The sequence below is a fragment of the Streptomyces humidus genome, from assembly GCF_014649655.1.
Classification (GTDB): domain Bacteria; phylum Actinomycetota; class Actinomycetes; order Streptomycetales; family Streptomycetaceae; genus Streptomyces; species Streptomyces humidus.
This window is the reverse complement of sequence record NZ_BMTL01000009.1, coordinates 69,843-94,916: the sequence shown is the minus strand read 5'-3', so window position 1 is coordinate 94,916 and position 25,074 is coordinate 69,843. Positions and strand designations below refer to the sequence as shown.

18 protein-coding genes and 1 pseudogene are annotated in these 25,074 nt (G+C 71.2%); 5 read left to right on the top strand and 14 right to left on the bottom strand.

Features of this window, described 5'->3' with window-relative positions:
- Window positions 1-127: 127 nt before the first annotated feature.
- The 5 genes from IE239_RS12805 to bldG form a co-directional block, all read right to left on the bottom strand.
- The gene (locus tag IE239_RS12805) at window positions 128-1,669 is read right to left on the bottom strand and encodes a DUF7059 domain-containing protein (RefSeq protein ID WP_373308089.1); all 1,542 of its coding nucleotides are present in this window, start codon (window positions 1,667-1,669) and stop codon (window positions 128-130) included.
- Window positions 1,670-1,743: 74 nt separating this feature from the next.
- On the bottom strand, window positions 1,744-2,346 hold the full coding sequence (locus IE239_RS12800; protein WP_190149386.1) for a small secreted protein: 603 nt from the start codon (window positions 2,344-2,346) through the stop codon (window positions 1,744-1,746).
- A gap of 193 nt (window positions 2,347-2,539) precedes the next feature.
- The gene (locus IE239_RS12795; RefSeq protein WP_190149385.1) at window positions 2,540-4,945 is read right to left on the bottom strand and encodes a sodium-translocating pyrophosphatase; all 2,406 of its coding nucleotides are present in this window, start codon (window positions 4,943-4,945) and stop codon (window positions 2,540-2,542) included.
- A 300-nt stretch (window positions 4,946-5,245) separates the two neighbouring features.
- Window positions 5,246-5,674, bottom strand: coding sequence for an ATP-binding protein (locus IE239_RS12790; protein WP_190149384.1), 429 nt, complete (start codon window positions 5,672-5,674; stop codon window positions 5,246-5,248).
- A gap of 114 nt (window positions 5,675-5,788) precedes the next feature.
- Window positions 5,789-6,130 (bottom strand): anti-sigma factor antagonist BldG, encoded by a 342-nt coding sequence (gene bldG / locus IE239_RS12785; protein ID WP_009189842.1) that lies wholly within the window; start codon window positions 6,128-6,130, stop codon window positions 5,789-5,791.
- An 81-nt stretch (window positions 6,131-6,211) separates the two neighbouring features.
- Here bldG and sftH point away from each other — a divergent pair, with 81 nt between their 5' ends.
- Window positions 6,212-8,716 (top strand): DEAD/DEAH box helicase, encoded by a 2,505-nt coding sequence (sftH, locus tag IE239_RS12780; RefSeq protein WP_190149383.1) that lies wholly within the window; start codon window positions 6,212-6,214, stop codon window positions 8,714-8,716.
- On the opposite strand, the gene IE239_RS12775 is transcribed toward sftH, so the two are convergent.
- The 7 genes and pseudogenes from IE239_RS12775 to ssd all read right to left on the bottom strand — a co-directional run bounded on the left by IE239_RS12775 (window position 8,631) and on the right by ssd (window position 14,306).
- On the bottom strand, window positions 8,631-9,158 hold the full coding sequence (locus IE239_RS12775; RefSeq protein WP_308435390.1) for an Rv3654c family TadE-like protein: 528 nt from the start codon (window positions 9,156-9,158) through the stop codon (window positions 8,631-8,633). The genes sftH and IE239_RS12775 overlap by 86 nt on opposite strands.
- A gap of 200 nt (window positions 9,159-9,358) precedes the next feature.
- Window positions 9,359-9,715: pseudogene (locus tag IE239_RS42025) on the bottom strand (TadE family type IV pilus minor pilin); the annotation flags it as partial.
- 70 nt (window positions 9,716-9,785) lie between these two features.
- A complete protein-coding gene (locus IE239_RS12765; protein ID WP_190149380.1) occupies window positions 9,786-9,995 on the bottom strand; it encodes a DUF4244 domain-containing protein in 210 nt (69 codons plus the stop codon).
- A 121-nt stretch (window positions 9,996-10,116) separates the two neighbouring features.
- Window positions 10,117-10,902, bottom strand: a complete 786-nt coding sequence (locus IE239_RS12760) for a type II secretion system F family protein (RefSeq protein ID WP_190149379.1) — start codon at window positions 10,900-10,902, stop codon at window positions 10,117-10,119.
- Between the two features lie 224 nt (window positions 10,903-11,126).
- Window positions 11,127-12,002: a type II secretion system F family protein gene (locus tag IE239_RS12755; RefSeq protein ID WP_373308087.1), complete on the bottom strand. Its 876-nt coding sequence runs from the start codon at window positions 12,000-12,002 to the stop codon at window positions 11,127-11,129.
- Window positions 11,995-13,206, bottom strand: coding sequence for a TadA family conjugal transfer-associated ATPase (locus IE239_RS12750; protein ID WP_190149378.1), 1,212 nt, complete (start codon window positions 13,204-13,206; stop codon window positions 11,995-11,997). The genes IE239_RS12755 and IE239_RS12750 overlap by 8 nt, the downstream gene beginning before the upstream one ends.
- Window positions 13,203-14,306 carry a septum site-determining protein Ssd gene (ssd, locus tag IE239_RS12745; protein WP_190149377.1) on the bottom strand — a complete coding sequence of 368 codons (1,104 nt, stop codon included), beginning with the start codon at window positions 14,304-14,306 and terminating at the stop codon, window positions 13,203-13,205. Before ssd ends, IE239_RS12750 begins: the two co-directional genes overlap by 4 nt.
- 579 nt (window positions 14,307-14,885) lie before the next feature.
- On the opposite strand from ssd, the gene IE239_RS12740 reads away from it, so the two are divergent.
- On the top strand, window positions 14,886-15,719 hold the full coding sequence (locus IE239_RS12740) for an HAD family hydrolase (RefSeq protein ID WP_190149376.1): 834 nt from the start codon (window positions 14,886-14,888) through the stop codon (window positions 15,717-15,719).
- 458 nt (window positions 15,720-16,177) lie between these two features.
- Here IE239_RS12740 and IE239_RS12735 read toward each other — a convergent pair whose 3' ends face one another.
- The gene (locus IE239_RS12735; protein WP_190149375.1) at window positions 16,178-17,002 is read right to left on the bottom strand and encodes a Fic family protein; all 825 of its coding nucleotides are present in this window, start codon (window positions 17,000-17,002) and stop codon (window positions 16,178-16,180) included.
- Between the two features lie 101 nt (window positions 17,003-17,103).
- Here IE239_RS12735 and IE239_RS12730 point away from each other — a divergent pair, with 101 nt between their 5' ends.
- Window positions 17,104-18,084, top strand: a complete 981-nt coding sequence (locus tag IE239_RS12730) for an ATP-binding protein (RefSeq protein WP_190149374.1) — start codon at window positions 17,104-17,106, stop codon at window positions 18,082-18,084.
- A 33-nt stretch (window positions 18,085-18,117) separates the two neighbouring features.
- Here IE239_RS12730 and IE239_RS12725 read toward each other — a convergent pair whose 3' ends face one another.
- Window positions 18,118-19,395 (bottom strand): polysaccharide deacetylase family protein, encoded by a 1,278-nt coding sequence (locus IE239_RS12725; protein ID WP_190149373.1) that lies wholly within the window; start codon window positions 19,393-19,395, stop codon window positions 18,118-18,120.
- A gap of 337 nt (window positions 19,396-19,732) precedes the next feature.
- Between IE239_RS12725 and IE239_RS12720 the strand changes: the two genes are divergently transcribed.
- On the top strand, window positions 19,733-22,591 hold the full coding sequence (locus tag IE239_RS12720; RefSeq protein WP_190149372.1) for a SulP family inorganic anion transporter: 2,859 nt from the start codon (window positions 19,733-19,735) through the stop codon (window positions 22,589-22,591).
- 312 nt (window positions 22,592-22,903) lie between these two features.
- Complete coding sequence (gene acs / locus IE239_RS12715; protein WP_190149371.1) at window positions 22,904-24,865, top strand: acetate--CoA ligase; 1,962 nt, start codon at window positions 22,904-22,906, stop codon at window positions 24,863-24,865.
- The last annotated feature ends 209 nt before the right edge of the window (window positions 24,866-25,074 follow it).

Here is a 25,074-nt window from a genome sequence, read left to right as displayed (position 1 = left end):
CCGGAGCCGGGACCGGAACGGACGCGGCACACGGCACACGGCACACGGCACACGGCAGATCCGTCCCAAGGTCCGCGGCCACCCGCCCGTTCCGCGGTCACCCGTCATGAACTTCGCGGTCCTGCAGTCACTCCGCCGGTTCGAGGAATCCCTGCTCCACCAGCAGGCGGATCTGTGCCGGGGTGCGGTCCCGCAGCAGCACCGGGTCCTCTCCGACCAGCTGGGCGATGGCATCGAGGATCCGGCCCGCGCTCAGCGAACCGTCGCACACGCCCGCGAAGCCCGCGCCGACCGTGTCCACCTTGGTGGCCCGGCGCATGCCGCGGTTCTGGCGGAGCACGACGTGCTCCGGGTCCTCGGCGCCGGGCAGCCCGACCTGCTCCTGGACGACCTCCACGGCCAGACGGAAGCGTCCGGCGAGGAGGGCCGCGTCGTCGTGCGTGCGCAGGTGGTCGAGCCGCTCGAAGTGCGCCAGGACCGTGTCGCCTAGCGGCTGTTCGACCGGATGCGGCCATTCCTCCACCGTGATCACGGGCTCCGCGGACTTCGTCCTGCGCAGCGTGATCCAGCCGAATCCGACTGCCTTCACCTTGCGCGCCTCGAACTCATCCAGCCATGCGTCGTAGCGCGCCCGGTACTCGGCGGGGTCGCCCCGGTGGTCGCCGGCGTCGCGCAGCCAGAGTTCCGCGTACTGCGTGACGTCCTGCACCTCACGCTGCACGATCCACGCGTCACAGCCGCGTGGCACCCATGACCTGATCCTGTCCTGCCAGTCCTCCCCCTCCACGTGCTGCCAGTTCGCGAGGAACTGCGCGAACCCGCCGTCGTTCAGCCGTTCCCCCGCTCCCTGAACGACCGAGCGGCACAGATCGTCCCCGCCCATCCCGCCGTCCCGGTAGGTCAGCCGGGCGCCCGGCGAGATCACGAACGGCGGGTTCGACACGATCAGGTCGTACGTCTCGTCGTCGCGGAGCGGCTCGAACAGCGAGCCCTCGCGCAGATCCGCGGCCGGGGCTCCGGACAGCGCGAGCGTGAGCGCGGTGATGTGCAGCGCCCGCGGGTTGACGTCGGTCGCCGTCACGCGCGTGGCGTGCTGGGCGGCGTGCAACGCCTGGATGCCGGATCCGGTGCCGAGGTCGAGGGCGGCGGAGACGGGCTTGCGGACGGTGATGCCCGCCAGGGTCGTCGACGCGCCGCCCACACCCAGGACGACCGCCGCGTCCGCCTGGCGGCCCCCGCTCGCGCTGCCGCCGGCGCCGCCGACCGCGCATCCCAGGTCGGACACGATGAACCAGTCCTCGCCGTCCGGCCCGCCGTACGGGCGTACGTCGACGGTCGCGGCCACCTCGTCCACTCCGGCGGGGGCCAGCCAGCCGCTCTCCACGCACGCGCGTACCGGCAGGAACTCCGCCACGCGCGCGTGCGGCACCGGCTGCTGGAGCAGGAAGAGGCGGACGAGCGTCTCCAGCGGCGTGTCCCCGCGGGTGGCACGCAGCGCGGGCACGGTCTCGCTGCGGGCCAGGGCCGCGTAGGCAGGTGCGCCGAGCAGTTCGAGGAGGCCGTCCGCGGTGAAGGAGGCCGCGAGCAGGGCCTCGCGCAGCCGGGCGGCGACCTCGGGTCGGTCGGCTGAGGGCAGGGGGGCTGGGGTGGCGTTACTCACGCCGGCCATTGTCTCCCGTCGCCTGTCTCCCGTCGCCACATGCGCGGCGTCCCACGGGGCGCCTCGCCTCGTACGGCCGTCAGTCAGCTCGTCGTCGCGCGGGCCTTGGCGGAGGAGGCGACCTTCTTGCAGGTCTCCTGCTCGGCCATGGCGTTCTTGACGTCGCCCTGTTCGAGGTTCTTCAGCGCGGTGTTGCCGCTCTTGCTGAGTTTGCCGAGGTCGGTGGCGATGTTCTGCAGCCCGTCGGCGAACTTCGCCTGGTCCTTCGTGTCCAGCGCGTCGACCTGCTTCTTCAGAGCGGCGTAGGAGGTCGAGAGGGTGGTGAGCGCCGAGACGGCGTCCTTCTGCTTCTTCTCGCCACCGTCGACGCCGGGCGGCGTCCCCGCCTTCTGGACGGCCTGGGCGAGCGCGTTGTAGGCGTCGGACATGTCCTGGAAGGCCTGCGAGTCGGTCTTCTGGACGTTCGCCGGGGCGTTGTTGTCCGTGGCGGCCTGCTTGATCGCGGCGTTGGCCGCGTCGACCTTCGCGTCCTGGGCGGGCAGGGCGTCGCAGACCTGCTTGGCCCAGGCGTCGAGTTCCTTGTTGCCGCCGTCGTCGCTGCTGCATCCGGACAGCGCCAGTACCAGTACCGCAGCGCCGGACAGTGCGGCCGCGAGCTTCTTGTTCACCGGATCGGTCCCTTCCATGGCTCTCGGCCCCGGAACATACACGGCCACCGGGCGCAACCCCAGAACGAATGTCCGCTATGCAGACGAATGAAGCCGTTTGCGCCAAGGGAGAGAAGGGTCACGGCTTGGTCACACACCCGACACAGCGGGCGGGCGGCGCGGCAACCCGCGCCGCCCGCCCGCCCTTTGAGCTGGGCACCGGTGAGCAGGTCTACGAAACCACCGCGGGATCGGCCGACTTGGACGACGTCCCCGCGTTGTTCTCGTCACCCACGGCGATCCCACGCCGCTTGGAGACGTAGACGGCGGCCACGATGACGGCCAGCGCGAGGACCGCGATCATGATCCGTACGCCGATGCTCTTGTCCGCGCCGTAGCTGAACTTGATCACGGCGGGCGCGATGAGCAGCGCCACCAGGTTCATGACCTTCAGCAGCGGGTTGATCGCGGGACCGGCGGTGTCCTTGAACGGATCGCCGACCGTGTCGCCGATCACCGTCGCGGCGTGCGCCTCGCTGCCCTTGCCGCCGTGGTGGCCGTCCTCCACGAGCTTCTTGGCGTTGTCCCACGCGCCACCGGAGTTGGCCAGGAAGACGGCCATCAGGGTGCCGGTGCCGATCGCGCCCGCCAGGAACGCGCCCAGTGCCCCGACTCCGAGCGTGAACCCGATGAAGACGGGCGCCAGCACGGCGAGCAGTCCCGGTGTGGCCAGCTCGCGCAGGGCGTCCCGGGTGCAGATGTCGACGACCTTGCCGTACTCCGGTTCCTCGCTGTAGTCCATGATCCCGGGGTGTTCGCGGAACTGCCGCCGCACCTCGAACACCACGGAACCGGCCGACCGGGACACCGCGTTGATCGCCAGCCCCGAGAAGAGGAAGACGACCGCCGCGCCCGCGATGAGGCCGACGAGGTTGTTGGGCTGCGAGATGTCCATCATCAGGTTCAGGGGCGCGCCCGCTCCGGAGAGCTTTTCGCCGACGTCCTGTGCGCCGGTCGTGATCGCGTCCCGGTACGACCCGAAGAGCGCCGCCGCCGCGAGGACCGCGGTGGCGATGGCGATGCCCTTGGTGATGGCCTTGGTCGTGTTGCCGACGGCGTCGAGGTTGGTGAGCACCTGCGCGCCCGCGCCCTCGACGTCTCCGGACATCTCCGCGATGCCCTGCGCGTTGTCGGAGACCGGCCCGAAGGTGTCCATCGCCACGATCACGCCGACCGTGGTGAGCAGACCGGTGCCGGCCAGCGCCACCGCGAACAGCGCCAGCGTGATCGACGTGCCGCCGAGCAGGAACGCCCCGTAGACGCTGAGGCCGATCAACAGGGCGGTGTAGACGGCCGATTCGAGCCCGACCGAGATACCGGCGAGGATCACCGTGGCGGGGCCGGTCAGCGACGACTTGCCGATGTCGCGCACCGGACGGCGGGTGGTCTCGGTGAAGTAGCCCGTCAACTGCTGGATGACGGCGGCCAGAAGGATGCCGATCGCCACGGCGACCAGGGCGAGGACGCGCGGGTCGCCGCTCTTGCCCTGGACCGCGGCGTCGGTGACGCCGTCGAGGTCGGCGTACTTCCCGGGGAGATAGAGGAAGACGGCCACGGCGACCAGCACGAGCGAGATCACCGCGGAGATGAAGAATCCCCGGTTGATCGCGGACATGCCGCTGCGGTCGGCGCGTCGCGGGGCGACCGCGAAGATTCCGACCATGGCCGTGAGCACGCCGATGGCGGGGACGAGCAGTGGGAAGGCGAGTCCGGCGTCGCCGAAGGCCGCCTTGCCGAGGATCAGGGCGGCCACCAGGGTCACGGCGTACGACTCGAAGAGGTCCGCCGCCATGCCCGCGCAGTCGCCGACGTTGTCGCCCACATTGTCGGCGATGGTCGCGGCATTGCGCGGATCGTCCTCCGGAATGCCCTGCTCGACCTTGCCGACCAGGTCGGCGCCGACGTCGGCGGCCTTGGTGAAGATTCCGCCGCCGACCCTCATGAACATCGCGATGAGGGCCGCACCGAGGCCGAAACCCTCCAGTACCTTCGGCGCGTCGGCCGCGTACACCAGCACCACGCAGGCGGCCCCGAGCAGCCCGAGCCCCACCGTGAACATGCCGACGACGCCGCCCGTGCGGAATGCGATCTTCATCGCCTTGTGCGAAACGGTGGTGAGATCCTTTTCGGGTTCACCTTCCCCCGGAGTCGCTTCACGGGCCGCCGCGGCGACACGCACATTACTGCGCACGGCCAGCCACATGCCGATATAGCCGGTGGCCGCCGAGAACGCCGCGCCGATCAGGAAGAAGATCGACCGCCCGGCACGCTGATTCCAGTCGTCCGCGGGCAGCAGCATGAGCAGGAAGAACACGACGACGGCGAATACGCCGAGCGTGCGCAGCTGACGGGCCAGATAGGCGTTGGCGCCTTCCTGCACCGCCGCCGCGATCTTCTTCATGCTGTCGGTGCCCTCGCCGGCCGCGAGCACCTGGCGCAGCAGTACGCCCGCGACCACGAGAGCGGCCAGCGCCACGACCGCGATGACCACCACGAGCAGGCGGTTTCCATCGGTCAGTACTGCCGCTGCGAGAGTTGTGGGGTGGTCCAACGGATGAGAGGTGGAAAGCCCCGCCATTCGTCCTCCTTGACGCTTGGGCTGAGCTCAAGATGTGGACGGATTGTAGGTACCGGAACCTGATCAAAACAGAGTGCGGGAGACGAAATTCGCCTTTTCGTCAAGTAATGCCTTCAAGGCATTGATCGTGAATTGCTTCACGAATTGCAGTCGATTTTCGCCACCACATGACTCGGCATGACTCGGCGTCCCATGACTCACTTCATGAGACCACTGCCAGCATGCACGGGTAACCAGGTCCGCGCATGCCGAAGGGCCCCACCTGAGTGGGGCCCTTCGGGTGAAGAAACGTCGGTCGGCTCAGACCGGTGTGGCCGCGGCCGAGGCCCTCGGCCAGGTCATGCGGATCTGCCCGCCGTGTTCGCCGGCGGTGACCTCCACATCGTCGACCAGGCCGCTGATGACCGCGAGGCCCATCTCGTCCTCCTCGGCCTCCACGCCCCCACCGGAACCGGGCGCCCGGTCACCGGGCGCGGAACGGGGCGCCTCGTCGCCGACCTCGATGGAGAACTGCTTCTCCTCCTCGATCAGCAGCACCTTCACCGGAGCGGTGATGCCGACGGTCTGGTGCAGTCCGACGGCGCGGGTGCAGGCCTCGCCGACAGCGAGCCTGACCTCGTCGAGGACGGCCTCGTCCACTCCGGCCCTGCGCGCCACCGCTGCCGCCACCAGTCGGGCGGTCCTGACATGCTCGGGCAGCGCGCTGAAACGGAGTTCAACGGTGGCCATGCGTCCCCCTCGGAACTACGGGCGTGCTGTCAGGGGCCGGGCCGCTCAGCCCGGACCCCTTCGTTGTTCGGCCAACCGGGCCCGGGCCGCGCGGGGCGACCCGGGACGGGGTGGTCAGTCGGTGGCAGCGACCGCTTCGTCGACCGAGGTGTGAATCGGGAACACCTTGGTCAGACCGGTGATGCGGAAGATCTTCAAAATACGCTCCTGGTTGCAGACCAGGCGGAGCGAGCCCTCATGGGCGCGCACCCGCTTCAGTCCGCCGACCAGCACGCCGAGCCCGGTGGAGTCGAGGAAGTCCACGCCCTCCATGTCGACGACGAGGTGGAAATTCCCGTCGTTCACCAGCTCGACCAGCTGCTCGCGCAACTTGGGCGCGGTATATACGTCGATTTCGCCACCGACCTCGACGACCGTACGATCGCCGACGGTACGGGTCGACAGAGACAGGTCCACGGATCCTCCAGCACCTTGCTATCGAGCGGTCGTCCCTCGGAACACCTGGGCAGGAGCCCCCGGGACGGTACGCCAGCCGCGATGGCATTCAATCACTTACCGGCAGGCGTGCACGACGCCTTGGCTCCATTGTCCGTCACGCCAGTGACACACTCGGTGCCGATGGCCAAGAATCACCGATCCGATCGACCCTCGTCCGAGGCCGCGCCCCGCCTGTCTCCGGGCGAGGTCCTGGACCGGCTCGCCCCGGGACCGAGCCGGGCGTCGCGCATCACTCATACGGAGCACTTGCCCCCGCGGGCGGGCCGCCATGCAGTCTGGCCGGACCGGATTCGTTCCGAGGTCATCGCGGCCGTGCAGGCCTGCGGCATCGAGCACCCCTGGGCGCACCAGGCCCGGGTCGCCGAGCACGCCCTGGACGGCGAAAGCGTGGTCGTCGCCACCGGCACCGCCTCCGGCAAGTCCCTGGCGTACCTCGTGCCGGTCCTCTCGGCCCTCCTGGACGGCTCGGAGGCCCCCAACGGCCGCGGGGCCACCACCCTGTACCTGGCCCCCACCAAGGCCCTTGCAGCGGATCAGCGTCGTTCGGTGAAGGAACTTTCACAATCTCTCGGCAACGCCGTACGGCCGGCCGTGTACGACGGCGACACCCCGTTCGAGGAACGGGAGTGGATCCGCCAGTACGCCAACTACGTCCTCACCAATCCGGACATGCTGCACCGGGGCATACTCCCGTCCCACCCCCGCTGGTCCTCCTTCCTGAAGTCGCTGAAGTACGTCGTCATCGACGAGTGCCACACCTACCGCGGCGTGTTCGGCTCCCACGTCGCCCAGGTGCTGCGCCGCCTGCGCCGCCTCTGCGCCCGCTACGGCGCCTCCCCCGTCTTCCTGCTGGCCTCCGCGACGGCCGCCGAGCCGGCGGTGGCGGCGGGCCGCCTGACCGGCCTCCCGGTGGTCGAGGTCGCCGACGACGCCTCACCGCGCGGCGAACTGGTGTTCGCCCTCTGGGAACCTCCGCTCACCGACATGGTCGGCGAGAAAGGTGCACCCGTCCGGCGTACCTCCACCGCCGAGACCGCGGACCTGCTGACCGACCTCGCCGTCCAGGGCGTGCGCACCGTCGCCTTCGTCCGCTCCCGGCGCGGCGCCGAACTGATCTCGGTGATCGCGCAGGAGCGCCTCGCCGAGGTCGACCGCTCACTGGCCCGGCGTGTCGCGGCCTACCGCGGCGGTTACCTCCCCGAGGAACGGCGCGCCCTGGAGCAGGCCCTGCACTCGGGCGAACTCCTCGGCCTCGCCGCGACCACCGCTCTGGAGCTCGGCATCGACGTCTCCGGACTCGACGCCGTCCTGATCGCCGGCTATCCGGGCACCCGTGCCTCCCTGTGGCAGCAGGCCGGCCGGGCGGGCCGGTCCGGGCAGGGTGCGCTGGCGATCCTCATCGCCCGTGACGACCCGCTGGACACCTTCCTCGTCCACCATCCGGAGGCCCTGTTCGACCGTCCGGTGGAATCGACGGTCCTCGACCCCGACAACCCGTACGTCCTCGCCCCGCACCTGTGCGCGGCGGCAGCGGAACTCCCGCTGACCGAGGAGGACCTGGACCTGTTCGGCCCCGAGACCGAGGGCCTGCTGCCACAGCTGGAGGCCGCGAAGCTGCTGCGCCGCAGGACCAGGGCCTGGCACTGGACCCGCCGGGAGCGTGCCGCCGACCTCGCGGACATCCGCGGCGAGGGCGGCCGGCCGGTCCAGGTCGTCGAGGCCGGCACCGGCCGGCTCCTCGGCACGGTCGACGCGGGCTCCTCCCACACCACCGTCCACGAGGGCGCGGTCCACCTCCACCAGGGGCGCACCTACCTCGTGCGGTCCCTGGACCTGGAGGACTCCGTGGCCCTGGTCGAGCAGGCCGACCCGCCCTACTCGACGGTCGCCCGTGACACCACGTCGATCTCCGTCCTGGAGACGGACGTCGAAGTCCCCTGGGGGCAGGGCCGGTTGTGCTACGGATCCGTCGAAGTCACCAACCAGGTCGTCTCCTTCCTGCGTCGGCGTGTCATCACCGGCGAAGTCCTGGGCGAGTCGAAGCTCGACCTCCCTCCTCGTACGCTGCGCACACGCGCCGTGTGGTGGACGGTCACGGAGGACCAGCTCGACGCGGCCCGGATCAACCCGGAGATCCTCGGCGGCGCCCTGCACGCCGCCGAGCACGCCTCGATCGGCATGCTGCCCCTCTTCGCGACCTGCGACCGCTGGGACATCGGCGGGGTCTCGGTTCCCCTCCACCCCGACACACTGCTGCCGACGGTCTTCGTCTACGACGGCCATCCCGGCGGTGCCGGCTTCGCGGAACGGGCCTTCCACACGGCCCGCGCGTGGCTCACGGCCACCCGCCAGGCCATCGCCTCCTGTGAGTGCGACGCCGGCTGTCCGTCGTGCATCCAGTCCCCCAAGTGCGGCAACGGCAACGATCCGCTGCACAAGAGGGGCGCGGTCCGCCTGCTCACGGAACTCCTGCGGGAAGCTCCCGAGCAGAAGGCGGAGACAGCGGCGGAGCAGGCGTCGGAGGCGACGGGGCCGGTGGGGTAGAAGGGGCCTGAGGATCCTGGTGGGTTGGAGGGGGTTCAGTATCCGGGTGGACCTGAGGGGGCAAGGGCGTGGGAACCGCCACCGTGTCCGGCGGCCCCGCGCGTGCCCTCATCTCGGCGGTGAACAGCCCCCGTCCCGAGGCCGCCGTCACGTCCGAGACCTCGCCGACGACCGCGCAGCGCACCACCCGCGCACCCTGTGCCCGGGCCACCCGGTCCGCCCGGGCACAAGCCTGCGCGACACCGTCGGACCAGTGATCGGCTGCGGCGAGGGCCGCGAGATCGGCGCCGCCCGCGGCACGGTGCCGGGCCGCCACAGCCTGCCCGAGGGCGAGCACGAAGCCGAACACCACACACAGCACGGCCATCGCTCCGAGGCTCCAGACGGTGGCGGATCCGCGATCGGCTTCTCCCCGCCCCCGGCCGAAACGCCGGGCGCTCACGGCCCCGCCTCCGATGCCGGGCCCGCCCCTGAATCCGGGCCCGGCCCAGGTGCCGGCCCCGACACCGAGCCCAATCCCGGCCCCGAGCCCACTTTCGGCCCCGGCCTCGGTCCGGAGCCCGGCCCCTGCCCCGAGGCCTGGCCCGAGGCCGGGCGGGTGTCGGCATCCGCGCCCGCGCCGGATCCTCGGGCCGCCCCCGAACCCTCTCCTGTCGCGGCCGGGGCGTCCTCTGCCGCCGCCACGGCTTCTTCGCGTACCTCGAAAGGCAGCGCCCGCAACGCCGGCGGCTTCGCCACGACCACCACGCGGACCTGATCCCCCTCGCGGCTGACCCTCACCTCCGCCCCGCGCGGCGCCGTCGCACGGGCCACCGCGAGGACCGCGTCGGCCGGATCCTGCCGGGCCGCGGCCCGGGCGCCCGCCCTGGCCGCGTCCACGCACCGGATCTGGGCGGACATGACGAGCAACCCCCAGACCAGCGCCATCGCGAACGCCACCAGGACCGGCAGGACCACGGCCGACTCCGCCGTCACAAACCCCCGGTCCCCGGCGAACATCCGCCGGCCCTCACACCCGGACCCGCCTTCACGCGCCCGCACACGCGTCGGCACACGTGCCTGCACACGCTCACGCGCCCGCACTGAGCGCCTGCCTGACCAGGGTCGTCAGTTGCGCGGAGACACCCTCGCTCGTCACCACCTGATGGAGAAGCACCGCGAAGCCGACGGCCGCCACGATCCCCATCGCGTATTCGGACGTGACCATCCCCGCGTCCTTGCGCGCCGTACGCGCCCTGCCCATCAGGGCGCACAGCCGCGCCCGTACCGCCTTGTACATCTCAACCCCCGTGAGGTTCCGTTCAGTCGATCTTTGATCGTTCGGACATGCAGTCGTCATCGCGCCTCACGGCGCGTCGTCGCCCTCCATCCGCGCTCCCAGCGCGTTTCTCACCCCGCTGTCATCGCCCACCCCCTTCCATCACCGCGCCCGCGAGTCCGATCACGATCGGGAGCACGCCGACCGCGATGAAGGCGGGCAGGAAACACAGCCCCACCGGTGCGGTGACCATGACGGCGGCCCGCCGTGCCCTCGCCGTCGCGGCACGCGCCCATTCGGCGCGGGTGTCGGCGGCGAGCCGGGCAATCGGTCCGGCCGCAGGCAGACCGGAGACGTCGGCCCGTTCCAGCAGCCCTGCCAGGGACGCCGCCCCCGGAAGGGAGGCCAACCTCCGCCATGCGGTGGCCGGTTCGCCACCCAGCCGGACCTCGGCGGCGCCACGGGCCAGTCCCTCCCCGACAGGACCGCCGAGGGCCTCCCCCACAGCCTGCGCCGCGGCCACCGGACCGGCGCCGGCGGCGATGCACGCCGCCAGCAGGTCAGCGGCCAGAGGGAGCTGGCGGGCGGCGAGACGGACGTCTGCGTCGCTCACCGCCCGCGACGTCCGCTGTCGACGGCGCCACCGCCCCAGCACCACCGCGGCCATCAGCCCCGGGACAAGACCGGTCATGCCGCCGAACAGCAGCCATCCGGCACCCGCCACCGCCGCCTCCGGAAGGCGGCGCCGTACGGCCTCCCACGCGGCGAACGGCGGGCCGTCCGGCCGACGACCGGAGCCCAGCACCCGGGTCACACGCCGCCGCGCCCTGCGGTCGCCTCGTGCGCTCTCCAGCCGACGACCCAGCCACCACAGGACCGTCACGATCCCCACGGTCACCCCCAGCCTGTGGATGACTTCTCCGCTCATGCCACGCCTCCACGCTGTCCGCCTTGCGTCGCCGTCGCTGCCGTCGCCGTCGCCGTCGTCCACGTCATCCGGGTAGTCCGCGTCGCCCCTCGGCGTCTCCGCGGAGAGGCCGTTGCGGGCATCCGCGCCTCGGGGCAGTTCCGCGGTGCCGTGCGGGCGCCGCAGTCGCCGGCTGCCCGGCCGCCGCACGCGACCCGCAGCCGCTGCCGCCCGCCGCGCGCTCTTCACGTCGCCTCCGCGTTGCGCACGATCCGCAGGGCCCACCATGCGCCCGCGGCCTCCAGCGCGCCGCCGATGAGCAGGCAGCCCAGCCCCGCCCCGCTGTGCAGCAGGACATGCAAGGGATCGGCGCCGAGCGTGGCTCCCAGCAGAAGGCCGAGGGCCGGCAGGCCCGCGAGCATCACGACCGTGGCGCGTGGACCGGACAACTGGGCTCGCAGGTCGGCTCGTTGGTCCCGGTCGGCACGCAATGCCTCCTCAAGGCGGTCCAGTCCGGCTGCCAGGCCCGCGCCGCGGTCCACGGCGACCCGCCAGCACGCCGCGAGTCCCAGCAGCCCCTCTGCCCCCGGCTGCCGTGCGGCGACCCTGAGGGCTTCGGGCACGTCTCCGCCGAACCGGGCAGCCGCGAGCACCGACGGCTGCGCCGCGCCCAGCCCCGCGGAGTCGCGCGCCGCCCGCTGCAACGCCTCCCCGGGCTGCCGGCCGGCCAGCACCTCCCCGGCCAGCGCCGCACAGAGCGCGATGACCGCGTCCCCTCGGCGTTCCCGCGTCCGCCGCGCGTCGGCGGCACGTCGCGCCCGTCGCAGCAGCGGCACCCCCGCCGCACCCGCGACGACCGGCAGCACCGAGCCGCCCAGCACCGCCAGGACGAGTCCGGCCGCCGGAGCCCACCACTCGGGCCTCCACCGGGCCCGCAGTCGCTCCAGTTCACGATTCAGCTGCTCCCACGACGGGGGCAGCTGGCCGACCGTCCCGTCGCCGTCCACCCCGTCGCCGGCGAGCACCAGCCGTGCGCGCCTGACTCCGCACCGGGGTCCGCCCAGCATCCAGGCAGCCGCTCCGGCGCACGCCACGGCGGCCGCCATCGGCATCTCATCCATCCCGGCCGTCCCTCTCCTCGTTCTCGTGGCTCCGCAGCAACTCACGGAGCCGCTCCCACCCCCGCTCGTGGACGAAGGCGTCCGCCCGCCATCGCAGCGCCGGCACGGTGCGCACCAGCCCGGACGGGTCCCGCTCCAGCACGTGCACCTCATCGATCCGCCGCCGCCCGGCCGGGTCGCGCACAAGGTGCAGGACGACCGACAGGGCTGCCGCCAACTGGCTGTGCAGCGCGGCGCGGTCGAGCCCGGCCGCAGTCCCGAGCGCCTCCAGACGGGCCGGGACGTCCGCGGCGGCGTTGGCGTGGACCGTCCCGCACCCGCCCTCGTGTCCGGTGTTCAGCGCGGCGAGCAGGTGCACGACCTCCGGCCCGCGCACCTCGCCCACGACCAGCCGGTCCGGCCGCATCCGCAGGGCCTGGCGAACCAGGTCCTCCAGCGTGACGAGCCCGGCTCCCTCCTGATTGGCGGGTCTGGTCTCCAGGCGGACCACGTGCGGGTGATCGGGACGCAGCTCCGCCGAGTCCTCCGCGAGCACGATCCGCTCCCCCGGCCCGACCCTGCCGAGCAGCGCACTCAGAAGGGTCGTCTTTCCGCTGCCGGTACCGCCGCTGACCAGGAAGGACAGCCGCGCCCGCACCAGGGCCCGCAGGACCCGGTCTCCGCCCGGCGGCACCGTGCCCGCGGCCACCAGTTCGTCGAGGGTGAACGCGCGGGGCCGTACGACGCGCAACGACAGGCAGGTGCAGCCGACGGCGACCGGGGGGAGCACCGCGTGCAGACGCGTCCCGTCGGGCAGCCGCGCGTCGACCCAGGGCCGGGCGTCGTCCAGGCGCCGCCCGGCCACCGCGGCCAGGCGCTGCGCGAGGCGGCGCACAGCGGCGGCGTCCGCGAAGGAGACGCCGGCCAGCTCGAGGCCTCCGCCCCGGTCGACCCAGACCCGGTCCGGGCCCGACACCAGCACGTCGGTGACCCAGGGGTCTGCCAGCAGTGGTTCCAGGGGTCCGCTTCCGATCAGCTCGGACCGCAGTTGTTCGGCCGCGCCGAGGACCTCCGCGTCCCCGAGGACCCGCCCCTGTTCGCGCAGGGCCTGGGCCACGTGCGCGGGCGTCGGTTCGGCCCCGCTCTCGGCGAGCCACTGCCGTACGCCGTCGAGGAGCGTCCCGGTGCCGCCCCGCGCCCGTCGGAGGCCGGCCGGGGTGCTCATGAGCCGCCCGCCTCGGTCAGCGCCCGCTCCCAGAACGCCTTGCAGAAGCGGGCGAGAGGTCCGCGCGCGGACGCGCCCGGCGGCGCCTTGCCGCCGTCCGGACGCAGCAGCCCGGGCTCGACGGGCACCTCGCCGACGAGCGGCAGCCCGAGCAGTCCGGCCACCTCGTTGTCGTCGAGTCCGGGTCCGTAGGGGCCGCGTACCGCGACCCTCAGGTCGCGCACCACCATGCCCACGGCTGAGGCCACGCGGCCGCCCGCAGCGACGGCGCGCAGTTCGGCCGGGACGACGAGGAGCCCCAGGTCGAGCTGGGCCAGGACCTCGGCGACCCCGTCGTCGATGCGGCGCGGCAGATCGACGACGACCGTGCCGCCACGGCGCCGGGCGGCCGCGAGCACCGCACGTACGGCCTGGGGTGCGATGGCGACGCAGTCGCCGCGGTCCCAGCTGAGCACCCGCAGCGAGTGCAGTCGGGGCAGCGACTCCTCCAGGGCGCAGCCGCCGACCCGGCCGCGTGAGGCGGCGAAGGCGGGCCAGCGCAGTCCTTCGGCGCTCTCGCCGCCGAGGAGTACGTCGAGTCCACCGCCGAGCGGGTCGGCGTCCACGAGGAGGGTGCGCAGTCCCTCACGCGCGGAGGTGACGGCGAGGGCGCACGCGAGCGTGGACGCTCCGGCGCCGCCGCGCCCGCCGATCACCCCGACGGTGAGCGCGGGCCGTCCGACGCCCTCGGCCACGTCGGCGATGCGGTCGACGAGCCACTGTTCGCCGTCGGGCAGCATCAGGACGTGGTCGGCGCCGATCTCCACGGCGCGCTGCCACACGCCCGAGTCGTCCTGGTCGCGTCCGACGAGGACCACCCCGCGACGACGGGCGGTCCCTCGCAGACGGCGCGCCGCATCGTCACCGACCAGGACGAGTGGCGCGGACTCCCAGCTGCCGCGGCGCTCCGGGACCGAGTGGTGGACTTCCGGTGTGGCGCCGGCCGCGGCGCACAGGCGCAGCAGATCGTCGAGGAGGTCCACGTCCTCCGTGACGATCAGCGGCTTGCCGGGCCGCCCTCCGGCGGTGGGCGGCAGGCCTTGTGTGACGGCTCCGGTCACGATTTCCTCCCCTTCGCCGCGGGTCGCAGAGTCACTGCGGCCCCGCGATTCCCCAATGTGCGGAGAACCGGCATCCGGTCTCCCTGTGAACGGCCGGAGAAACCGGCCGCGGACGCCCGGCAAACGGAACCGGCCATGTGAAGTCGGCACGAGCGAACGTCCGGGATTCACGGTGCGGCGAACCGGGAAATCGTGTGGATCTTGGTGGATAACTGTGGACGAGTGGGCACTTGTGAATATCGCCGTCACCCATGCCGGTGAGGAGTGCGTCCTCTCGTGTGCGACTTCCACAGAGCAGCCCGATGACTACACAAAGTGACCGCGTGCGGGCATGCGCAAGGGACGGCCCCAGGCCGTCCCGATGCGACGCGCCGGTCGCGTGCAGAATGCGAAAACCCGCCCGGACATGCGACGACCCCCGCCGGGGGGGAGAGCGGGGGTCGTCTCCACGGCCGACTCGGGGGGGGAGGAGCCGGACCGGGTTAGCACGGTCGCGAACGATCCGTGACTTCCATGGTGTACCCGAGAGGCCTCCCAGGCAAACCCACGCGCCCACCTTACGCCGAATGGGCTGCCCCTATGCTCTTGGTTGTGGAAAACCACTCCCTGCCCCGCACAGCGGCCTTCTTTGACCTGGACAAGACGGTCATTGCGAAGTCGAGCACGCTCACCTTCAGCAAGTCCTTCTACCAAGGCGGGCTGATCAACCGCCGAGCGGCGTTGCGGACCGCGTACGCCCAGTTCGTGTTCCTCGTGGGCGGTATGGACCACGACCAGATGGAGCGGACTCGGGAGTACCTGTCCGCCCTCGTACGCGGCTGGAACGTCCAACAGGTGAAGGAGATCGTCGCCGAGACCCTTCACGACCTGATCGATCCGCTGATCTACGACGAGGCCGCCTCCCTGATCGAGGAGCACCACACCGCCGGCCGTGACGTCGTCATCGTGTCGACGTCGGGCGCCGAGGTGGTCGAGCCGATCGGGGAACTGCTCGGCGCGGACCGCGTGGTGGCCACCCGTATGGTCGTGGGTGAGGACGGCTGCTTCACCGGCGAGGTGGCCTACTACGCGTACGGCCCGACGAAGGCCGAGGCCGTGAGGGAACTGGCCGAGTCCGAGGGATACGACCTCTCGCGCTGCTTCGCCTACAGCGACTCGGCGACCGACCTGCCGATGCTGCAGGAGGTAGGGCATCCGCACGCCGTGAACCCCGACCGGGCCCTGCGTCGTGAGGCTGTGGCGCGCGGGTGGCCGATCCTCGACTTCCACCGGCCGGTGCGCCTCAAGCAGCGGATTCCCTCGTTCTCCGTTCCGCCCCGCCCGGCGCTGGTCGCGGCGGCGGCCATAGGAGCGGCGGCCGCGACGGCGGGCCTCGTCTGGTACGCGAATCGGCGGCGGGCGGCTGCCGTCTGACGCAGGCCTCGCGCGCGCTCGCCTCGCCGCCACTCGGTATCGCCCCGGCAACGCCCGCTCTCATCCTGTCCGGACGCAAAAGCAAAGAAGTGCTGACGACACTTCCGCTCGTCCGGGTCCTGGAGTACAAAGGACTTGACGGCCCGCGAGACCAAGGACATCCGAGAGGATCACCTTAATAACGCATTTGGCCCCACGGACCGCGCATGACCACCGGGCACCCACGCGACGTCGACCCGTCGATTACGGGCCAGCCACACCAGGTGACGGGCGAAGTTCCCGACCTGATGGGCAATACATCGAGGACGCTTGGTAACCGGGTGGGCATGCCAGCGGCGGTACGAGAACTCGTACCGCCGCAACCCTTTTCGATCGCCAACACTTCAACGGCCCCCACGCGGGGCCTTTTTCGTGCCGACTCTCCCTTGAGCGCCGGCACTCCGCCCGCGTGTGGCCGACTACGCCGCGCCGCGCTGCAGCGCCTCGCACACCGCCATCGACTCCCGGGCGCCGAGTTCGACAGCCTTGCCGCAGTGGGCGATCCACGCCGCCATGCCGTCCGGGGCTCCTGACGCATAGCCGTCCAGCGCCGACAGACAGGCGGCCCGCCCCAGCTCGGCGTGGCCCACCTCGGCCGGGCACACCGACTTGGGATCGAGGCCGCTGCCGATCAGGACGATGCGTTCGGCGGCCCTCGCGACCAAGCCGTTGTACGAGGTGAAGGGCCGCAGCGCCAGAAGCTCGCCGTGCACGACGGCGGCCGTCACCAGGGCGGGCGCGGACCCGCCCGCGATGATCAGTTCCGACAGTCCCTCCAAGCGGCCGGCAACCTCCTCCGCGCTCGGCAACGGCAGCTCGATCAGCGGCTCGTCGACCGCCTCGCCGGCCTGTCGCGGACGCCCGACCTCGCCGTCGTCACGTGCCGCGGCCACCATGTGCAGCCGCGCCAGCACCCGCAGCGGCGACTGCCGCCAGATGGACAGCAACTGGCCCGCCTCGGAGGTCAGCCGCAGCGCGGCTCCCATGACCCGCGATTCGCCGTCGACGCCGAAGTCGCTGCGCCGACGCACCTCTTCCAGCGCCCAGTCGGCCCCGGACAGCGCCGCCGAGCCACGCGCGCCGCGCAGGGCCGCCTCGGAGGTGATCGCAGCGCTGCGGCGGCGCATGACCCGGTGCCCGTAGACCCGGTCCACGGCTTTGCGCACGGACTCCACGGACTCGGTCACACCGGGCAGCGAGCCCAGGGCCGCAAGCGGATCGGCGGACGCGCCTGTCGTACTCATGAGTACGACAGTACGCAATCCCCGCCCGCGCCCCACGAAGGAGTGGTCTTCTTCACGCGCACCTGTCACATACAGCTATGAAAGCACTACGCTTGGTGAACATGAAAATTGCTTTCGTCGGGAAGGGCGGCAGCGGCAAGACCACCCTGTCCTCCCTGTTCATCCGCCACCTCGCAGCATGCGGCGCGCCCGTGATCGCGGTCGACGCGGACATCAACCAGCACCTGGGCCCCGCGCTCGGCCTCGACGAGGCGGAGGCGGCGGGACTGCCCGCGATGGGCGATCGGCTGCCGCTGATCAAGGACTACCTGCGCGGCTCCAACCCCCGCGTCGCCTCCGCCGGGACGATGATCAAGACCACGCCGCCCGGCGAGGGATCCCGGCTGCTGCGGGTGCGCGAGAACAACCCGGTGTACGACGCGTGCGCCCGACCGGTGGAACTCGACGGGAACGCCGTCCGTTTGATGGTCACGGGCCCCTTCACGGACGCCGACCTCGGGGTCTCCTGCTACCACTCCAAGACGGGAGCGGTGGAACTGTGCCTGAACCACCTGGTGGACGGGCGCGACGAGTACGTCGTGGTCGACATGACCGCCGGCTCGGACTCCTTCGCCTCCGGCATGTTCACCCGCTTCGACGTCACGTTCCTCGTCGCCGAGCCGACCCGGAAGGGGGTCTCCGTCTATCGCCAGTACAAGGAGTACGCCCGTGACTACGGCATCGGGCTGAAGGTCGTCGGCAACAAGGTGCAGGGCCCCGAGGACGTGGACTTCCTGCGCGCCGAGGTCGGGGAGGACCTGCTCGTGACAGTCGGTCACTCCGACTGGGTGCGCGCCATGGAGAAGGGCCGGCCGCCCCGGTTCGAGCTCCTGGAGAACGCCAACCGGCGTGCCCTGAACCTGTTGCAGACGACCGTCGACTCGGCGTACGACAGGCGCGACTGGGAGCGCTACACACGGCAGATGGTGCACTTCCACCTGAAGAACGCCGAGTCCTGGGGCAACGAACGCACCGGGGCCGACCTGGCGGCGCAGGTCGATCCCGGATTCGTCCTCGGAGAGGGCGTCGCGGCCTCCGTGTGACGGCCGAGCCGCGGTCGCGGTTCGCGTCTGCCGCTACTGCTTGACCGCCGGCGCCCCCGGCACGCCCTTCGGGGCCGGGGCGGGGTCGCCGGAGAGGAAGGAGGTCCAGCCCTGCTTCGGGGCTTCGCCGACGTCCAGTGTGCGTAGCTTCGCCAGCGTCTTCGGGTCCTGGGCGTCCAGCCAGTCCGCCAGCTGCCGGAAGGACACACAGCGGACGTCGGGCTTGTTGCAGACGTACTCGACGACCTCCTCGACGGCGCGCATGTAGGTGCCGCCGTTCCAGGACTCGAAGTGGTTGCCGATGATCAAGGGCGCACGGTTGCCGTCGTAGGCCCGGTGGAAGCCCTTGAGCAGGCCGTCGCGCATCTGGTCGCCCCAGAACGCGAACTTGTCGGGGTCGCCCTGGGTGGCGGTCCCGGACTGGTTGACCATGAAGTTGTAGTCCATGGTGAGCTGCTCGTACCTGTGGCCGGGGAAGGGCACGAGCTGCATCGACAGATCCCACAGGCCCTGCTTCCTGGCAGGCCAGACCTGGTTGTCGACGCCGCTGGTGTCATAGCGGAAGCCCAGTTCACGGGCGGCCTCCATGAAGTTCTTCTGCCCCTCCAGGCAGGGCGTGCGGCCCCCGACGAGTTCTTTGTCGTAGTCGAAGGGCAGCGGAGCCGCCCTGTTCAGACCCGTGTTCGTCTTCCAGGTCTTCACGAACTCCTTGGCCTGGGCGATCTCGTCCTTCCACTCCTCGACCGACCACGCGCCCACCCCGGTCTTCCCGCAGAAGTGGCCGTTGAAGTGGGTTCCGATCTCGTTGCCTTCCAGCCAGGCCAGGCGCAACTGCTTCACGGTGTCGGCGATGCCTCGCTCGTCGTTGAAGCCGATGTCGGAGCTGCCGCGCGAGTGCTGCGGCGGGCTGTAGAGCTCCGCCTTCTCTTGCGGCAGCATGTACACGCCGCTGAGGAAGTACGTCATCGTCGCGTTGTTGGCCTTGGACACCTTGCGGAAGTGGGAGAACAGCTTCTGGCTGTCCTCGCCGGCGCCGTCCCAGGAGAAGACCACGAACTGCGGCGGCTTCTGGCCCGGCTTCAGACGCTCGGGCCGGGGCAGGTGGGGTTGCGCTCCGGTGTACGCCGTGGAGCCGTCGCCGATCAGGCGGACGACGCTCTTGGGCGCCGGAGCCGGCTTCGCCTTCCGGGCGCCCGACGCGCCTTCCGCGGAACCGTGGGAATCGTGGAATCCCGTCCCGCAACCGGCGAGTGACACGGCGACAGCCGCGGCGACCGCGGTGCCGACGGTGATCCTGTGGGTGGCGGCCATCTTCCGCCCACCTTCTTCCTTCTCTCGGCCAACGCCGACGGTGGCGTCCTCTGGTGACACGCCGGGGCGAGCCGGCGGCGCGGCCAAGGTCACACAAGGATCGAGAAGGAATTAATACGACAAGCCGACAAGAAGACCACTTCACTCATGAGAGTGATCTATTGACCTATTTGCCAGAAATATCCATGCTTGACCTTTACTCTGCATTACGATTCGTTTACCGAGCGTTGATTATTCATCCCGCCGCTGCACGCCGTGACCCACGGCCGCGACCGCCCCCGCCACAGCCGGGGGACCACCTGTTCCGCGACCGCGCTGCCCCGGAGGAGACGGGAACATGTCCGCCTGCGTCCCCACCCGCACTGCCCACCCGACGCACACCGAGCGCGTCCACCAGTCCCACAGTCCCCCACCGGCCCCGCGCCGCCGCCCCCGCATCGCGAGCGCCGACGTGTCCGCCGCCATCGCCGTCTTCCTGATCGCGCTGCCGCTGTCGCTGGGCATCGCCCTCGCCACCGGCGCGCCCCTCCAGGCCGGCCTCGTCGCCGCCGCCGTGGGAGGGATCGTCGCCGGCCGGGTCGGAGGCTCGCCGCTCCAGGTCAGCGGGCCCGCGGCGGGCCTGACCGTCGTGACCGCCGACCTCATCCACCGCTACGGCTGGCGGACGACATGTGCCATCACCGTCCTCGCAGGGCTGGCCCAGCTGGGCCTCGGCTGCCTGCGCGTGGCGCGCACCGCGCTCGCCGTCAGTCCCGCCATCGTGCACGGCATGCTCGCCGGCATCGGCATCACCATCGCCGTCGCCCAGCTGCATATCGTGCTCGGCGGCACGCCCCAGAGCTCGGTCCTCGACAATCTCCGTGCCCTGCCTGCCCAGTTGGCCCGCCTGCAACCCGCGGCCGTCGCCGTGAGCCTGCTGACCCTGACCCTGCTGCTGCTCTGGCCGCGCATCCCCGGCCGGGCCGGCCGCCTGCTGCACAAGGTGCCCGCCGCACTCGTCGCCGTCACGGGCGCCACCGCCGTCGCATCGCTCAGCGCCCTCACCCTGCCCAAGGTCGACCTGCCGTCCTGGAGCAGCCATGCCCTGGCCGGGCTCCCCGAGGGTCCGGTCCTCGGGCTCGCCGCCGCCGTCCTCACCACCACGATGGTGTGCAGTGTGCAGTCATTGCTCGGCGCGGTCGCCGTGGACAAACTGATCGCCGCCCGTCCCGGCCTGCCCGGCTCCCGCGCCGCCCGGGTCGGCCGCTCGGACCTGGATCGCGAGCTGCTCGGTCAGGGCGCGGCCAACATCGTCTCCGGCGCGCTCGGCGGACTGCCCGTGGCGGGCGTGGCCGTGCGCAGTTCGGCGAATGTGCGAGCCGGCGCCGTCAGCCGGAACTCCACGATGCTGCACGGCGTTCTCGTAGTGGTAGCCGCGCTGCTGATGGTCCCGATCCTGGATCTCATCCCGCTCGCCTCACTCGCCGCCCTGGTGATGGCCGTCGGCATCCAGATGGTGTCCCTGCACCACATTCGCACGGTGACCCGCCACCGAGAGGTGCTGGTGTACGCCGTCACCACCCTCGGCGTGGTGAGCCTCGGCGTCCTGGAAGGCGTGACGATCGGCGTCGCCGTCGCCGTGGCCGTCGCCCTCCACCGCCTCACCCGCACCCGCATCACCCATCACGAGAAGGAAGGAGTCCATCACGTACACGTGAGAGGCCAGTTGACGTTCCTCGCCGTGCCACGGCTCAGCCGCGCCCTGCACCTCGTGCCTCACCACACGCACGCTGTAGTCGAGTTGGACGGCTCCTTCATGGATCACGCCGCCTACGAGGCCCTGCAGGACTGGCAGAAGGCCCACACCGCGCAGGGCGGCACGGCCGAGCTGACCGGGCGCCGCCCCCGCACGGGGCTCGACCCCGCATCCGAGGTCGGGACGGGAGCGGGCGACAGTGCGGAGGCCGAGGGAAATCTGTGGACCGTTCCACCGGTCCTCGGACCTGCCCTGGCCGGTGACGCCCCGATCGCCGATTGCCGCTGTCGTCCCTGGACGCCATGGCGCAACCACCAGTGCCAGGTGCCACAGGCGGCTACGGCGACCTCCCGGCCGCCGAAGACCGCCGCCCCGGCGAACCGGACGGACATGACGAACCCGACGGACACGGCTGATCCGGCGCAGACGTCGGGCACGTCGGGCACGTCGGGCACGTCGGGCACGAAGAGCACGAGAATCGTGAGGAGCACGGCGGACTCAACGGAGTCCGGCCCGGCAACGGCAGCGACCCTCGTCCCTGCGGCAGGCCCGGCAGGCCCGGCGGACCTCGCAGACGCGACCGCGACGGTCACCCCGGCAGAGGCACCGCCCGCCTCCGAAGGAAGAGGACCGGCACAGCGGAAGGAGACCCCGGAGAACGCGGCGAGTACGGCGAGTACGGCGAGTACGGCGAGTACGGCGACGAACGAGCACGCCGGATCGGCGACGCCCCGCGTGGAGGCGGCCCGGGCCCTCGAACCGAGTGGGCACCAACTGGTACGAGGAATCAGCGCGTTCCAGCGCAACACGGCGCCGTTGGTACGGGGTGAGCTGGCGCGGTTGGCCCGGGAGGGCCAGCGACCCACCCAGCTGTTCCTCACCTGTGCCGACTCACGACTGGTCACCTCGATGATCACCTCCAGTGGTCCCGGCGATCTGTTCGTGGTGCGCAATGTGGGCAACCTCGTGCCGCCGCCCGGCGAGGAGAGCGGTGACGACTCGGTGGCGGCCGCGATCGAGTACGCGGTGGACGTTCTGGAGGTGCGGTCCGTCACGGTGTGCGGGCACTCCGGGTGCGGGGCCATGCAGGCACTGCTCAGCGCCGAATCCGGCGAGGCGCGGACCCCGCTGAGACGGTGGCTGCGGCACGGGCTGCCGAGCCTGGAGCGGTCGGCCGACGACGGCCGTCCACGAGCCCGGCTGGCCGGCCGGGCCCCCGCGGACGAGGTCGAGCAGCTCTGTCTGACCAACGTGGTCCAGCAGCTGGAGCATCTGCGGGCCCACGAGTCGGTGGCGCGGGCTCTGCGGAACGGGGCCCTGGAGCTCCACGGACTGTACTTCCACGTGGGTGAGGCCCAGACGTACCTGCTCACCGAGGCCACCGGCGACGCCGAGGACGGAGGGGACAGCGGAGACGGTGGGGTGTTCGCCCACGTGGGGATGGTGAATGTGTCCCCCTGAGCCAGTGCCGGCGTGCTGTCCGTGCGGGGGCCGAGGCCGTAGACCGGTGCCGTCACGGGAGGTGAAAGGCGTCACATCGGCTGAACTTGGTCCGCCCGGCGTCCGTGGGTACGGATGACCACCGGGCGACCGGCCCCGTGGTCGCGAAGCCGGACTCCACAGAGGTCTAAACCAATAAACCGGCGACCCTTGTCACTGGCCCCCTGGTCTGATGAGCTGTGGCCTGGACACAAAGGACACGAACACCCTTCGAAAGGGAGATGTCGTGAGCAACGAGAGCCTGGTCGACCTGCCGAGGGAGGAGAGTGGCGTATGAGCGAGTCTCCTTCACTTTCCAACCTGCTCAAGGAAGAGCGCAGGTTCGCGCCGCCGGCCGACCTGGCGGCTCACGCCAACGTCACGGCGGAGGCATACGAGCAGGCCAAGGCTGACAGGCTCGGCTTCTGGGCCGAGCAGGCCCGCCGGCTGACCTGGGCCAAGGAGCCTACGGAGACGCTGGACTGGTCCAACCCGCCGTTCGCCAAGTGGTTCGAGGACGGCGAGCTCAACGTCGCCTACAACTGCGTCGACCGCCATGTGGAGGCCGGGCTCGGCGAGCGCGTCGCCATCCACTTCGAGGGCGAGCCGGGCGACAGCCGCGCCATCACCTACGCCCAGCTCAAGGACGAGGTGTCCAAAGCGGCCAACGCGCTCCTGGAGCTGGGCGTCCAGAAGGGCGACCGGGTCGCCGTCTACATGCCGATGATCCCGGAGACGGCGATCGCGATGCTGGCCTGCGCCCGCATCGGCGCCGCGCACTCCGTCGTCTTCGGCGGCTTCTCGGCGGACGCGCTGGCCACCCGCATCCAGGACGCGGACGCCAAGGTCGTCATCACGTCCGACGGCGGCTACCGGCGCGGCAAGCCGTCCGCGCTGAAGCCGGCCGTCGACGACGCGCTCACGCGCGCGGACAACGTCCGGCACGTGCTGGTCGTGCGGCGCACCGGCCAGGACGTCGGCTGGACCGAGGGCCGCGACGTGTGGTGGCACGAGGCGGTGGACCGTCAGTCGACCGAGCACGCCCCCGAGGCGTTCGAGGCCGAGCACCCGCTGTTCATTCTGTACACCTCGGGCACCACGGGGAAGCCGAAGGGCATCCTGCACACCTCCGGCGGCTACCTCACGCAGACCGCGTACACGCACCACGCGGTCTTCGACCTCAAGCCGGAGACCGACGTGTACTGGTGCACCGCCGACGTCGGCTGGGTCACCGGGCACTCGTACATCGTCTACGGGCCGCTGGCCAACGGCGCGACGCAGGTCATGTACGAGGGCACGCCCGACACACCGCACCAGGGCCGCTTCTGGGAGATCGTGCAGAAGTACGGGGTGACGATCCTGTACACGGCGCCGACCGCCATCCGCACGTTCATGAAGTGGGGCGACGACATCCCCGCGAAGTTCGACCTCAGCAGCCTGCGCGTGCTGGGCTCGGTCGGCGAGCCGATCAACCCCGAGGCCTGGATCTGGTACCGCAAGCACATCGGCGCCGACCGGACGCCCGTCGTGGACACCTGGTGGCAGACCGAGACCGGCGCGATGATGATCTCTCCGCTGCCGGGTGTGACGGCGACCAAGCCGGGCTCCGCGCAGACTCCGCTGCCCGGCATCTGCGCGACCGTCGTCGACGACGAGGCGAACGAGGTGCCCGACGGCGGCGGTGGCTATCTGGTCCTGACCGAGCCGTGGCCGTCGATGCTGCGCACCATCTGGGGCGACGACCAGCGGTTCCGCGACACGTACTGGGCGCGCTTCGAGGGCAAGTACTTCGCCGGGGACGGTGCGAAGAAGGACGACGACGGGGACATCTGGCTGCTCGGGCGGGTCGACGACGTCATGCTCGTGTCAGGCCACAACATCTCCACCACGGAGGTCGAGTCGGCGCTCGTGTCGCACCCGTCCGTCGCCGAGGCGGCTGTCGTGGGCGCGGCGGACGAGACGACCGGACAGGCCATCGTCGCCTTCGTCATCCTGCGCGGCACGGCGAACGCCGACGACGAACAGCTCGTCGGCGACCTGCGCAACCACGTCGGGGCCACGCTCGGACCGATCGCCAAGCCGCAGCGGATCCTGCCGGTCGCCGAGCTGCCGAAGACACGCTCCGGCAAGATCATGCGGCGACTGCTGCGCGATGTGGCGGAGAACCGTCAGCTGGGTGACGTCACCACTCTGACCGACTCCACGGTCATGGACCTCATCCAGGCCAAGCTGCCGGCATCCCCGAGCGAGGACTGAACCCTGCGGGACCGAGCGTCCGTGGGGCCGGGCACCAGAGCCCGGCCCCACGGGCCATCCAGGGACCGAGTCCGGACAAGCCGCCCGAGGCCGAACCCCTGGCCGACCCTCTGGCGCGTCTCCCTGAGCCGGTCCCGCCGCGGCAGGACCCCCACCCGAAGGGAGACCTGCGCGAAGCGGCACAGCGCCCTTTTTGCACCTACCGTGAG